The organism is Microbacterium aoyamense (genome assembly GCF_023155855.1).
Classification (GTDB): domain Bacteria; phylum Actinomycetota; class Actinomycetes; order Actinomycetales; family Microbacteriaceae; genus Microbacterium; species Microbacterium aoyamense.
In genome coordinates, this window is record NZ_JAKNUT010000001.1 from 270586 (window position 1) to 282680 (window position 12095).

The 12095-nt window shown below is 70.7% G+C and carries 14 protein-coding genes; all 14 read right to left on the minus strand.

Annotation, left to right across the window (positions count from 1 at the left end):
• Window positions 1-34: 34 nt before the first annotated feature.
• Window positions 35-433, minus strand: coding sequence for a flagellar biosynthetic protein FliO (locus MA876_RS01695; protein ID WP_248145449.1), 399 nt, complete (start codon window positions 431-433; stop codon window positions 35-37).
• Between the two features lie 2 nt (window positions 434-435).
• Window positions 436-1095: a FliM/FliN family flagellar motor switch protein gene (locus MA876_RS01700; protein WP_248145451.1), complete on the minus strand. Its 660-nt coding sequence runs from the start codon at window positions 1093-1095 to the stop codon at window positions 436-438.
• Entirely contained in the window at window positions 1092-1988 is an 897-nt protein-coding gene (locus tag MA876_RS01705) for a flagellar motor switch protein FliM (RefSeq protein ID WP_248145453.1), read from the minus strand. The genes MA876_RS01700 and MA876_RS01705 overlap by 4 nt, the downstream gene beginning before the upstream one ends.
• 32 nt (window positions 1989-2020) lie before the next feature.
• Window positions 2021-2833 (minus strand): OmpA/MotB family protein, encoded by an 813-nt coding sequence (locus MA876_RS19200; protein WP_248145455.1) that lies wholly within the window; start codon window positions 2831-2833, stop codon window positions 2021-2023.
• Window positions 2830-3621, minus strand: coding sequence for a motility protein A (locus MA876_RS01715; RefSeq protein ID WP_248145457.1), 792 nt, complete (start codon window positions 3619-3621; stop codon window positions 2830-2832). Before MA876_RS01715 ends, MA876_RS19200 begins: the two co-directional genes overlap by 4 nt.
• Window positions 3622-3623: 2 nt before the next feature.
• Window positions 3624-3839, minus strand: a complete 216-nt coding sequence (locus MA876_RS01720; protein ID WP_248145459.1) for a flagellar FlbD family protein — start codon at window positions 3837-3839, stop codon at window positions 3624-3626.
• A 100-nt stretch (window positions 3840-3939) separates the two neighbouring features.
• Window positions 3940-5106 (minus strand): flagellar hook protein FlgE, encoded by a 1167-nt coding sequence (locus tag MA876_RS01725; RefSeq protein ID WP_248145461.1) that lies wholly within the window; start codon window positions 5104-5106, stop codon window positions 3940-3942.
• A 41-nt stretch (window positions 5107-5147) separates the two neighbouring features.
• Complete coding sequence (locus MA876_RS01730) at window positions 5148-5567, minus strand: flagellar hook assembly protein FlgD (protein WP_248145463.1); 420 nt, start codon at window positions 5565-5567, stop codon at window positions 5148-5150.
• Window positions 5568-5579: 12 nt separating this feature from the next.
• Entirely contained in the window at window positions 5580-6839 is a 1260-nt protein-coding gene (locus MA876_RS01735; RefSeq protein WP_248145465.1) for a flagellar hook-length control protein FliK, read from the minus strand.
• 46 nt (window positions 6840-6885) lie between these two features.
• The gene (locus MA876_RS01740; protein WP_248145467.1) at window positions 6886-7311 is read right to left on the minus strand and encodes a hypothetical protein; all 426 of its coding nucleotides are present in this window, start codon (window positions 7309-7311) and stop codon (window positions 6886-6888) included.
• Window positions 7308-8636, minus strand: a complete 1329-nt coding sequence (locus MA876_RS01745; protein ID WP_248145469.1) for a FliI/YscN family ATPase — start codon at window positions 8634-8636, stop codon at window positions 7308-7310. Before MA876_RS01745 ends, MA876_RS01740 begins: the two co-directional genes overlap by 4 nt.
• Window positions 8633-9340: a FliH/SctL family protein gene (locus MA876_RS01750; RefSeq protein ID WP_248145471.1), complete on the minus strand. Its 708-nt coding sequence runs from the start codon at window positions 9338-9340 to the stop codon at window positions 8633-8635. Before MA876_RS01750 ends, MA876_RS01745 begins: the two co-directional genes overlap by 4 nt.
• A 44-nt stretch (window positions 9341-9384) precedes the next feature.
• Window positions 9385-10458 (minus strand): flagellar motor switch protein FliG, encoded by a 1074-nt coding sequence (fliG, locus tag MA876_RS01755; protein WP_248145473.1) that lies wholly within the window; start codon window positions 10456-10458, stop codon window positions 9385-9387.
• Window positions 10455-12095 carry a flagellar basal-body MS-ring/collar protein FliF gene (gene fliF / locus MA876_RS01760; RefSeq protein ID WP_248145474.1) on the minus strand — a complete coding sequence of 547 codons (1641 nt, stop codon included), beginning with the start codon at window positions 12093-12095 and terminating at the stop codon, window positions 10455-10457. The genes fliG and fliF overlap by 4 nt, the downstream gene beginning before the upstream one ends.

Here is a 12095-nt window from a genome sequence, read left to right on the forward strand (position 1 = left end):
GACTATCGCGACGGTCGCGTCAGGCCGTAACCGCTCAGGCCACCGGCTTGAGCGACGTGCTCTCGCGATCGGCCGACGCGTCGGCATCCGCGTCCCACGCGGGCGCTGCCTCTTGCGTGTCGACGACGCTCACTCCATGCTCGGTGACGCCCAGGACGTAGCGGATGCCGCCGAACTCGGCGACGACCAGCTGGGCCTTGCTGCTGAGGCCCGACCGGGCGACGACCGTGATCCGCTCCGGACGCGGCGCCGCGGCGGGAGGCGCGGGCCGCAGAGGGATCAGCGCCGAGAGCTTCTTCAGCGACGGCGTGAGCGCACCTCGGCCGGCACCTCCCGACTGCCGCTTCTTGATGCGGTGCGTCAGCCACAGCAGCAGGCCGAGCACCGCGGCGAGCGAGACGATCGCGCGGACGGCGATGAGCAGGTCCTCCATGCTCAGGCGCTCTCCGCGGTGTCCAGGATGCGCTCGACACGGACCGCGAAGTCGCCGTCCGCGACGACCACCGTGCCGTAGCCGATGAGCCGGCCGTTGAGCTTGATGTCGGCGGGCGAGCCGGCAGCGCGGTCGAGTTCGACGACGCGTCCGGGTTCCAGCGACAGCACATCGCGCACGGGCATCCGGGTCCGGCCGATCTCGACGACGAGATCCATCTCGACGCCCGCGATGCGGCTCAGGCGCTGGGGGGCGGCGGGGCGCCCGGCCGCCCGGTCGTCGTCGATCCGCACGGCGGTGCGAGCGACCAGCGTGCCGTCGATGCCCACGAGGTCGAAGACCTCGGCGCCCGGAGCCGTGAACACCTCGGCGGCGATGACCTCCTGGCCGTCGCCGAGCGCGCCGGCTCCCAGGACGACGACGGCGGCCTCGAAGACGGGATGCAGGCGGTCGACCAGGTCCGCTTTGGGTGAGCCGTCCTGGAGCGCTCCGGGGTCGATGACCTGGATCGCGATCATCGCGCCCGTCGCGCCCGCGAAGGTGATGGCCACGGCGGTTCCGTCAGCGCCCGGGTCGGTGGTCGGGCTCGGGACGACGGGGTGTCCGAAGGGAAGCCGGCCGGCGATGGCCGCCGCGACGGCAGTCGCCTGGAAGGTGCTCATGAATGGGTCTCCTCGAGGATGTCGGTGATCGTGCAGGCGAGGCGGGACCCTCGTGCACCCGTGGTGGCGTGGGCGATCGGCACCGCGCCGACCATGAGCTCGAACGGCCTCGTCTCGGGGTGAGGCAGGCGCAGCACGTCGCCCGGCGCGAGGTCGAGAACGTCGCCTGCGCCGATCGTGAGGGGCGCCAGTCGCAGCGTCACATCGGTGGGTGTGGCGTGCAGCTGGTCGAGAGTCTGCCCGGCCGTGTGAGCGGGGGTTGCTCCTCTGCCGCTCTCCGCGAGGCGATCGACGACGGCAGACGCGGGAAGCATGACGGTCGCCGTCCTGCGGACGTCGCCGAGGTGCATCGAGTAGCGCGCGACGATGACGTCGGCGCTCGCCGAGATCACCTGCAGATACTGAGGGCTGTAATGGACGGCCCCGAACGCGACCTCCCCCGGCAGCAGCGGCCCGAGACTCGCCGAGAGGTGCTCGAACGTCCCGTCCATGAGGTGGCGCACGAGCGCGAGCTCGATCGGCGTGAAGGTCCGCGCCTCGGGGAGCGACGTGCCGCGTCCGCCCATCATCTGCACCACCCACATGAGCGCGCTGTCCAGGCCGAACTGCACGACGCAGGGCTCTTCGCGCTCGACGAAGGCTCCTGTCACCATCGCCGTGGTCCCGGGCAGGCTTTCGGCGTACTCCTCGTACGAGATCAGCTCGACGCCCTCGAACGCGAGGTGCGCACGAACCCTGATCTTGGCCGTCAGCTGCGCCGACCACAGGCGCGCGAACGCCTCGAATGCCGCCTCGAGCTGGCGGGTGCTCTCTCGGTCGAGCTGGACGGGCCGGCGGAAGTCGTATTCCGGATGACGCGCGATGGCATCATCCGGTGAAGTTGCGACGATCATCTCGGTCTCCGGGGTCGTACGGGTCAGGGACGTCACGGTGCGTGCGCCGCTTCCACGAGGGCGGGGATGAGCGCGCGCACCTGCTCCTCCTCGTGTGATTCCACGACGATGTCGACGCGACGATTGCTCGCGAGCGCCGCCGCGCTGTCGCCGTCGGCCAGCGGACGTGTGTCCGAGAAGCCCGTCGCTCGGACCCTGCCGCCGGACACGGCCTCGTGCTCGACCAGGTATCTCGCCACCTGCGTGGAGCGTCCGCTCGAGAGCTCCCAATTGGTCGGGAACGGCGCCACCGGCTGCCGGTGATCCGCGTGGCCCTCGACACTGATCTGGTTGTCGACGCTCGCCACGACGTCGCCGAGGACGTCGAGCACGGCGAGCGCGACGGTCGACAGCTGCGTGCTGTTGTCGGCGAAGAACGTCTCGGCGCCCACGAGCCCGACCTTGAGCCCCCGCTCGTCGATGACGAAGTCGACGGTGCCCTCGAGTCCGTGCTGGGCGAGCGCTTGCCGCATCCGCTCCCGGAGCTCCTCCAGAGACTCGTATTCGACGGCCGCCCGCGCAGTGAGGTCGGTCACGCCCTCCTCGGCGACGAGCTCCGGGGGGATGACGAGCCCCTCGGTCGTGTCGGCGCCGCCTTCGGTGGGCTCCTTGCCGAAGCCCTCCGCGAGGCTGTTCGCCAGCTGCTCGAATTTGCCGGCATCCACACTCGACATCGCGAAGAGCACGATGAACAGGCACATCAGCACGGTGACCATGTCGGCGTACGAGACAGCCCAGCGCTCGTCGGGCTCATCGTGCCCGTCGGGCTCATGGCCGCGACCGCCGGCGCGATGCGCGACGCTCACGTCGCACCATCCGCGGCGCTCTTGGACTTGTCCTTCGACTTCTCCTTCACACCCGCGAGCGCGCGCAGTCGTTCTTCGACGAGATGCGGAGCAGCACCCGCGTGGATGGCGAGCATGCCCTCCATGATGAGGTTCATCCGTTCCACCTCCACCGCGCCGATGCGATTCAGGCGACCCGCGATGGGGTTCCAGATGAAGTTGGCCGAGAGCAGCCCCCACAGCGTCGCGACGAATGCGGCCGCGATCATGTGACCGAGGTGGTCGGGCTCGTCGAGGTTCTCGAGCACGTGCGTGAGCGAGACGACGGTTCCCACGATGCCGATCGTCGGGGCATACCCTCCGAGCGACGAGTAGAACTTCGATGCCACTCGGTTGCGGGTCGAGGCGGACGAGATCTCGTCGTCCATGACGGTGCGGAGATCCTCGGCGTCGGCGCCGTCGGCCAGCGACTGCAGCGCGTTGCGCGTGAAGTCGTCGGGCGCGGATTCGACCTCCTGCTCCAGCGACAGCAGCCCCTCGGTACGTGCGCGTTCGGCGTAGCCGACGAGTGCGGGGATGACGGAAGCGGCTGTCTTCTTGGGCCCGCGGATCATGCGTCCGAGGCTCTTGACGGAGAGGATCGTGTCGCGGATCGTGTGGCTCGCGATGCCCACGCCGATCGTCGATCCGAGGACGAGGATCATGGGCGCAGGGAGGAGCAGCGCATCGACGCTCGCGCCCTCCATCGTGATCATCGCGTACAGCGCCCCGAACGCCAGGATGATGCCGATGATGAAGGACGGGTCCACGCTCAGGCCTCCGGATAGGGCGTGAGCGCGTGCGCGGCCGCCAGGACGCGGGCCCGGTACGACACGATGAGGTCCGTGAGCTCATCGAGGCTCTCCGCAACCACGTAGACGTGTCCGTCGACCATCAGCAGCGTCGTATCCGGCGCCTCGTGGACGCGTTCGATCAAGTCGGGGTTCACGGCGAACCTCGTCCTGTCGAGTCGGGTGACGGTGATCATCGGGGGCGCACTTCCGGGGATGTCGGGTCGGGGAGGGTCTGCATCGACTATCGCGACGCGGCCCGCCCCGGTAACCGGAGCGGGCCGCGTCGCACGAGTCTCAGCGCTTGAGCTGCGTGAGCTCCTGCAGCACTTCGTCGCTGGTCGTGATGATGCGCGCATTGGCCTGGAATCCCCGCTGGGCGACGATCAGGTTGGTGAACTCCTGCGAGAGATCGACGTTGCTCATCTCGAGCGCGCCCGAGACGAGCTTGCCGAAGCTCGCGTCGCCCGGAACGCCGATCTGGGCCGGTCCGGAGTTGACCGACACGCGGAATGCCGTCCCGCCGGCCTTCTCGAGTCCCTCCGGGTTGGCGAACGTCGCAAGGGCGATCTTCGCGAGCGTCTGCGTGCGCCCGTTGCTGAACGTGCCGACGATGGAGCCGTCGCCGGTGATGCTGTACGACTTCAGTGTCCCCGCCGCCGCACCGTCCTGCTCCGTCACGGCGACCGTGGTCATGTCGGCATAGCCGGTGACGGCACTGAGGTCGATGCTGAGGGCGCCTGCCGTCAGCGTCAGCCCGGGAGCGGTCTGCACACCGGCCGTGAACGAGAGCGAACCCGTCGCGCCGCTCGTCGGCTCCGTCACATCCCAGCCCGTCGCCGTCTTGGTGAATGTCAGGCTCAGCGTCGAGGCCGTGCCCTGCGCGTCGTAGACGGTGACGTCGCGGACGATCGTCGCACCCGTCGCGGCCGACGACGGGACGTTGCCGGTGACGGTCGCCGACGTCGTCGCCCTGGCGGGAGAGACCACGTCCAGCGGGAGGACGATGTCGCCAGGCGCCTGGCCGGTGGCGACCACCCCGTTCTGCGCCGCCCATCCCTGCACCACGGCTCCGTCGGCGGTCACCATCTTCCCGGTCGCGTCGAAGGAGAAGCCGCCCGCCCGGGTGTACAGCGTCTCGCCTCCCGAGCGCACCGCGAAGAAGCCGTCGCCGGAGATCATCAGATCGCCGCCGCGGCCGGTGGCCTGCGCCGATCCCTGGGCGAAGTTCGTGCGGATGCCCGCGACCTGCACCCCGAGGCCGACCTGGGCGGGGTTGCGGCCGCCCACCTGATCGTCGGGGATGCCGGGGTTGCCCACGAGCTGCGACAGCGAGTCCTGGAACAGCAGCGAGGAGCCCTTGAATCCGGCCGTGTTCACGTTGGCGATGTTGTTGCCGGTGACATCGAGCATGGTCTGGTGCGAGCGGAGGCCGGAGATTCCGGAGTAGAGCGAACGGAGCATGGGGTTCTCTTCCTGTGGGGACTGGGGAGGGGATTGCGGGACTAGGCCGCGATGGCCGTGACGGAGTCGAGAGGAACGTCTTTGCCGCCGATCGTGACCTGCGGGATCGGGCCGTCGAAGGACACCCTCGTGACGACGCCGGTGATGGTGGCCCCGGCGGTGTCTTCGTAGCTCGCCGACCGGCCGACGAGCGCAGCTGCGGCCTGCCGCATGCTCAGCGCGAAGGACTCGGCCCCTGTGTCGGAGAGTGCGGTGAGCTGCTCCATCATCGCCAGCTGGGTGGTCTGCGCGATCATCTCGTTGGTGTCCATCGGGCTCGACGGATCCTGGTTGGTCAGCTGCGTGACGAGGAGCTTCAGGAACAGCTCCCCGTCCATCGCCTGAGTGCGGGACGACGGGTCGACCGGCGCCTGTGTGTACAGGGAGGTGGTGGGCGACGCGTCCACGGCGGGGATGGTCATGGGTTTCTCCGATCAGACGAGGACGTCGAGTCCGACGCCGATTCCTGCGGTGGCGGGGTGGGATGTCGCGCGAGTGGGACGCTGATCCGCGTCGTCGCCGGTCGACGGAGCGCCGGATCGTCCTGCGGGCGCGTCGTCGCCCCCGCGCTGCTGCGAGAATCCCTCGCCCGAGCCGGTGTGCGGCCCTCGATCGGCGGCTCCGGCGTCCGCGCCTGCGCCGGCCCCCAAGGAGAGGGTCGCCTGCGGCATCGTGGCGGCGAGATCGCGTCTGAGCTCTGCGACGATCGTGCGCAGTGCGTCCCGTCCGAGCTCGGTCGCGCCGATGAGCTCGACCTTCACCTCGCCGCCCTGGCCGATGTGCGCGCGCACCGTGACAGGGCCGAGGGACTCGGGGGCCACGGTGAGTGTGAGCTGGTGCGTGCCGGCCGGCCGCTGGACGATGCTGATGACGGCCGGGGCCACCTGGGACGCGATCGTCCGCGGCGCGACGGGAGCAGTGGTCGTCTCGTCGGCGGAGTGCGCGCCCGTCGCCGTCGCGAGGCTCACCGTCGGAGCGACGGTTCCCTCCGCCGATGCCGAGGCGCCTCCGTCCGTCTGCCGCGCAGAGGACTCCGGAGCGCCCGCCGTCGGAACGAGCGCCGGCTGCTCCAGGATCCGCAGCGCGTGCGTCTGGGCCGCAGCGGGCGGAGCGGATGCCTCGGTCGGCGCGTCCGGCCCCGTCGCGGCGGCCGACGGCGTCCCGGTCGATCGGAGTGCGGCCTCGGACGAGCGGCCGGCGGGCTTGCCGACCATGACGCCGTCGACCGACTCGGCGAGCGCGGGCATGGGAAGGGCAGCGGGCGTCGTCGGCACCGCCGCGACCGACCCCGTCGTCGTACCGGCAGCCGGCGGAGTCTCGTCGGCCGCGATCGACAGCGCGCGGGCCAGGAGCTCGAGCGACGCGATGCCGCTCGATGCGGAGGCGACGGAACCACCCTTGTCACCGGACACGGCGGGGAGCGCCTCCGGCGGAGGCAGGAGCCCTGCCGGAACGAACCAGATCGGCGCCGCGGACGACTCGGCCGCGCGGTCGGACGCGGACGACTCGACCGTCTCGGCACCCGAGTCCGCGAGTTCGGCGTCGAGAAGAGGCGGATGCTGGTCGGTCGCGGCATCCATCGACGCCAACACGGCGCCGAACACGGCGCCCTCCGTATCGCCCTCCCACTCGGGGGCGGGACCGGCACCCTGCGTCGCGGGTGCCGTGGTCGGCAGCACGCTCAACGAGGTCATCCGATCCACCCGGGCGCGCCGGCGATCCGCGTGCGCATCGACGAGCTCACGCGGCACTCCCCGCGCGGCGCGCGGCGCGCGCGACGGCGATCTCGTCGAGCGCGACCTGCTCGGCGGCGAGACGGGCCCGCACCGACTCGGCGCGGTAGGTCGACTCCAAGCGCTCGAGTCCTCTCAGGGAACGTCGCGCCTCGACGTGTGCGGCCTTGGCGCGCTCCTCGTCTTTCCGGCGCAGCTCGGCGAGCATGTGCAGTTCGTTGAGCGCACTGAACCCCGCTGCGCGCGCGGCGGCCAGCGCGATGAACCGCTGCCTGTCGTGGATGACGTCCTCGAGCTCGGCGAGGCTCGCGGCAGCGCGCTCGCGCGCGCCTTCGACGCGCCGGCGGTCCGCCGCCGCTTGCGACAGCTGCTCGGCGGCGACTCGTTCCTGCGTGCCGCGCACGCGCAGCAGTGCTGCAAGGGAGAAAGTCATGAGGCCAACCTTCCGAACTCGGTGGTGACGGCAGCGAGGTGCTGCCAGGATTCGTCGGCGTGCGCGAGGTCGTCGACGCGCTGGGTGAGGAAGCGGTCGATCGCGCCCTCGTGCAGGATCGCGCGATCGACGAGCGGGTTGGCGCCTTCGCGATAGGCGCCGATGTCGATGAGATCCGCCGCCGCGCGGCGTGCCGCGAGCACGCTGCGCAGGGACACGGCGTCCGCGCGCTGACCGTCGGTCGTGATCTTCGAGACGAGTCGCGAGACCGATCCGAGCACGTCGACCGCGGGGAAGTGGCCGCGGATCGCGAGCGAGCGGTCGAGCACGACGTGGCCGTCGAGGATGCCGCGTGCCGCGTCCGCGATCGGCTCGTTGTGGTCGTCGCCGTCGACGAGGACCGTGTAGAGCCCCGTGATGGATCCGGTCGGCCCCGTCCCGGCGCGTTCGAGCAGGCGGGCGAGCACCGAGAAGGTCGAGGGCGGGTAGCCGCGTGTCGCCGGCGGTTCGCCCGCGGACAGCCCGATCTCGCGCTGGGCCATCGCGACGCGTGTGAGGGAGTCCATCATCAGCACGGCGTCCGCTCCCTGCGCACGGAAGGACTCGGCGATGCGCGTCGCGACGAAGGCCGAGCGCAGCCGCGCCATCGCGGGCTGATCCGAGGTCGCCACGACCACGACCGATCGCGCGAGCCCCTCGGCACCCAGGTCGTCCTCGAGGAACTCCCGGACCTCGCGACCGCGCTCGCCGACCAGCGCGATCACCGCGACGTCGGCGGTCGAACCTCGCGCGATCATCGACAGCAGCGACGACTTGCCGACGCCGGATCCCGCGAACAGCCCCACGCGCTGACCCACGCCGATGGGTGTCATCGTGTCGAGCACCCGTACACCGAGACTCAGCTGACGGTCGATCCGCTGGCGATTCATGATGCTGGGCGCGTCGTGCTCCAGGGGTGCGTACGTCACGGATCGGTCGAGGGGGCCTTTGCCGTCGATCGGGCGCCCGAGCCCGTCCAGCACGCGACCGAGGAGCCCTCCCCCCGTGGGGACCTGCATCGGCGCACCCGCGTGGCGCACCCGGGCTCGGGCGACGATGCCGCCCACGGGCCCGAGGGGCATGCAGCGGGCGGATGCGTCATCCACCGCCACCACCTCGGCATCCACCGATCGACCTTCGGCCGCGTCGATGCAGACGCGGTCGCCGACCGCCGCATCCAAGCCACGGACCTCGACGCTCAGGCCGACGACGGCGCTCACCGTGCCGGAGCGGACCGGGCGCGATGCCGCGAGCGCTCTCGTCCAGGACGCGGTCGGGGAGGTCATGCCGCGTCCCGCGATTCGGCGTCCTCATCGCCATCGAGCACGGCGCGAGCCCGCTCGAGCCCCTCGGCCACGCGGGTGTCGACGGCGCCGCCTGCGATCTCGACGATCGCGCTGCCGAGGCCGAGGCCCGGAACTGCGCGGATCTCGATGCCGCCGAGCGTGCTCGCGGCATCCGGGTCATCGCGGAGGGTCCGCGCATCGCGCTCGTCGAATCCGACTCGGACCCAGAGGTCGATCGCCACGGTCTCCAGCGCCCGCCGCACGGCGTGCGCGGCCGAGCGCGCCGGGTCCGAGAGCTCGACACCGAGGATCGCCTCGGCGAGCTCGACGGCGAGCGCTTCGATCCGCGCGGCCGACACCTCGCCCAGCGTGCCGATGCGCTCGTCGAGCTCATCGCGCGCCGCGCCGAGAGCGCGCAGCGCACTCTCGCGCGCAGCGAGGTCGGCCGCGTGCCGCTTGCCCTCGCTCTCGGCCTCCGCCGCCTGCTCCCGCTGCGCCCGCTCGAGTCCGACACGGTGTCCCTGCGCGAATCCATCGGCGTAGCCGCGGACCCGCGCGCGCTCCGCCTCAGCGCGCACATCCATCAGCGGCTCGCCCATGCGAGGCACCGTGTGCGGTGTGAAGCCGGAATCGAGCACCATGAGCACTCCGAGGTCGTGGGGGATGCCTGTCCGTGGCGTGATCGGCGAGCGGTCCGTGCTCACGGCTGACTATCGCGACATCCGTCCTGCTCGTAACCGGGGCGTCCTCAGTCGACGAGCTCGTCCTCGTCCTCGCGCGAGATCGTGATCTCGTCGGCGGCTTCCAACTCGCGGATGATTCGCACCACCTCGGCACGAGCTTCGTCGACCTGCCTCATCCGCACGGGGCCCAGGGTGCGGGTCTCCTCGCTGAGATTCTCACGATTGCGCTCGGTCATGTTGCGGCTGATGACCTCGCCGATCTGCTCATCCGCGCCCTTGAGTGCGAGCGCGAGCATGCGCAGGTCGATGCCCCGGAGGACGCGCTGCGCGTCGCGATCCTCGAGCCGGACGATGTCGGCGAAGGTCACCATACGACTGCGGATGTCCTCCGCCAGTGCGAGGTCCCGACCCTCGAGACTGGCCAGGAGCGACTTCTCCAGTGACGTGTCGGCGCGGTTGATGATCTCGACGAGCGGCTGGACACCGCCGATCGACTCATGGTCGTCGCGACTCGCGAAGACGCCCGTGCGCGAGCGCAGCGACTCGGCGACGATCGAGATCGCCTCCTGCGTCGCGGTGCCCATCGTGGCGATCGCCTGGGCGACGTCGGTGCGAAGCGGATCCTGCAGAGCAGCCAGAACGGATGCCGCACGATCAGCGCGCAGATTGGCCAGCACGAGCGCCACCGTGGTCGGAAGCTCTCCCTCGAGGATCGTGGCCAGCTGCGCGGGATCGGCCGCGTTGAGGAAGTCGAACGACACCGTCCCCTGCGACATCACCCGACCGACGATGCCGACCGCCTTCTCACGGCCGAACGCCGTCTCCAGCAGGTCGGTCGCGAGATCCTGTCCGCCGCGCGAGGGGACCGAGCCCCCGACGGCGATGCGCCGGAAGGCACCGAGGGCGCGGGCGGTGGATGCGACGTCCACGCCGCCGAGCTGAGTGAGCTCGACCGCGAGCAGCTCCGCGCGCGCTTCGCCCATGCGGCGGAGCACCTCCGCGCTCGCCGCGCGGTCCATGTTCAGCAGCACGATCGCGGCTTTCCGCAGTCCGCTCATCTCGGCACTGGGCGCCGCCGGCGTTGCCGGCGTCTCGGTCGCGACTGCTGCGGTGGGCGCCGAGTCGGTGAGCAGGCTCATACCGTCGCCTCATCCATCATGTTCGCCAGCGCCACGGCGATCGCGTCGGGGTCGGACTTGGCGATCTGGTCGATCTCGCGCCGGCGACGCTCGACGAGCACCTGGTCGGCCTCAGGCTCCTCCTCGATGTCGAGCATCGCGGGCGGCAGGGCTCTCGGCGTCTCGGGGGGCTGCACCGCGAGCGGGTCCTTCCAGCCCTTGATGGCCTTGAGGCGTTCCTCCTCGGTCTCGGACATCGAGGCGAGGTACTCGATGGGCCCGTCGTCGGTGTACAGCACGCGCCTCTGCATCCGGCGGCGCACCACGAGGGTCACGATGACAGCCACCGCGGCGAGCAGGATCGCGCCGCCGATGATCGCCGTCCGCAGGAGCTCCTGCTCGAACTGTGCGCGCTGTGCGGCCTCCGCCTGCGCCAGCGCGTCCTGGGCGGCGGTCGCGGCCGACTCGCTGAACTCGACGAACTCGACCACGACCGAGTCCCCCCGCTCGGGGTCCATCCCGGCCGCCGTCGCGACGAGCGCCTCGATCTGCTCCGCGTTCACTCCCGCCACAGCGCCTCGGTTGAGCGCGACGCTCACACTCTGGCGGGTCACCTCACCGGCCGGGGTCACGATCTTCTCCGTGGACTTGTTCACGGCGTTGGCGCGCGTGACCTCTTCGAGCTCGTACGTGCCGTCGCCGTCGCCGGTGTTCGGGACGGCGATGTTGTCAGGGCCGAGCACCCCGGCGTCGCCGCCGGCGCCGCCCGTGTAGGTCTCGGTCTTCGTCTGCTCCGAGGGGGTGAGGTCACCGTCCGGAGCAGAGTAGGTCTCCTCCATCCGCTCGGACGTCGAGTTCGCGACGTCCGTGGCCACGGTGACGGTCGCGTTGCCCGGACCGACGATCGTGTCCAGCATCTGGGTGACGGCCGCGGCGACCCTCGCCTCCTGCTCGCTCGCCTGCTTCGACGCGCCGCCGACCACGCCGCCTCCGACCGCGGACAGCACCCGGCCATCCTGATCGGTCACCGCGACGTCCTCGGGACTCATGCCGGGGACGGCAGCGCTCGTGAGGTGCACGATCGCCTGCACCTGGTCTTCCGAGAGCGCCGAGCCGCTCTGCGTCTTCACGAACACGGATGCCGTCGGATCCTGCCGCTCAGCCACGAAGACGCTGTCTTCGGGGATCGCGAGCTGGACGCTCGCGGTCGTGATGCCGTTCATCGCCCCGATCGTGCCGGCCAGCTCACCCTCGATCGCCCGCTTATAGGTGACCGACTGCTGGAACTCGCTCGCCGTCACGCCCATCTCATCGAGCAGGGTGTAGCCGTCGCTGCTGTCGCCGGGGAGCCCCGCGGCGGCAGCGGCGAGGCGCTGAGCATAGACCTGGTCGTCGGGCACGAGCACCGTCGCACCCCCCTCGGTCAGCTCGTACGACACACCGGCGGACTTGAGCTGCTCGACGACGGCGGACGCGTCTGTCGCACTCAGCCCCGTGAACAGTGGGCTGAGCTGGGGTCTGGTCAGCCACGTCGCGAGCGCGACGACGCCCATGACGAGCAGCGCGATGCCGATGACGGCGATCGTGCGCTGCGCGAGGGTGAACCCGGAGACGACCTGCTTGGCGCGGTCGAAGGAACTCGTGATGATCTTCGGCAT

What these genes read in the sequence shown, in the direction of transcription:
- MA876_RS01695 (WP_248145449.1), bottom strand. Translation starts at nt 433, where the DNA reads ATGGAGGACCTGCTCATCGCCGTCCGCGCGATCGTCTCGCTCGCCGCG.
- MA876_RS01700 (WP_248145451.1), bottom strand. Translation starts at nt 1,095, where the DNA reads ATGAGCACCTTCCAGGCGACTGCCGTCGCGGCGGCCATCGCCGGCCGG.
- MA876_RS01705 (WP_248145453.1), bottom strand. Translation starts at nt 1,988, where the DNA reads ATGATCGTCGCAACTTCACCGGATGATGCCATCGCGCGTCATCCGGAA.
- MA876_RS01720 (WP_248145459.1), bottom strand. Translation starts at nt 3,839, where the DNA reads ATGATCACCGTCACCCGACTCGACAGGACGAGGTTCGCCGTGAACCCC.
- MA876_RS01725 (WP_248145461.1), bottom strand. Translation starts at nt 5,106, where the DNA reads ATGCTCCGTTCGCTCTACTCCGGAATCTCCGGCCTCCGCTCGCACCAG.
- MA876_RS01730 (WP_248145463.1), bottom strand. Translation starts at nt 5,567, where the DNA reads ATGACCATCCCCGCCGTGGACGCGTCGCCCACCACCTCCCTGTACACA.
- MA876_RS01735 (WP_248145465.1), bottom strand. Translation starts at nt 6,839, where the DNA reads ATGACCTCGTTGAGCGTGCTGCCGACCACGGCACCCGCGACGCAGGGT.
- MA876_RS01740 (WP_248145467.1), bottom strand. Translation starts at nt 7,311, where the DNA reads ATGACTTTCTCCCTTGCAGCACTGCTGCGCGTGCGCGGCACGCAGGAA.
- MA876_RS01745 (WP_248145469.1), bottom strand. Translation starts at nt 8,636, where the DNA reads ATGACCTCCCCGACCGCGTCCTGGACGAGAGCGCTCGCGGCATCGCGC.
- fliG (WP_248145473.1), bottom strand. Translation starts at nt 10,458, where the DNA reads ATGAGCCTGCTCACCGACTCGGCGCCCACCGCAGCAGTCGCGACCGAG.
- fliF (WP_248145474.1), bottom strand. Translation starts at nt 12,095, where the DNA reads ATGCCGAAGATCATCACGAGTTCCTTCGACCGCGCCAAGCAGGTCGTC.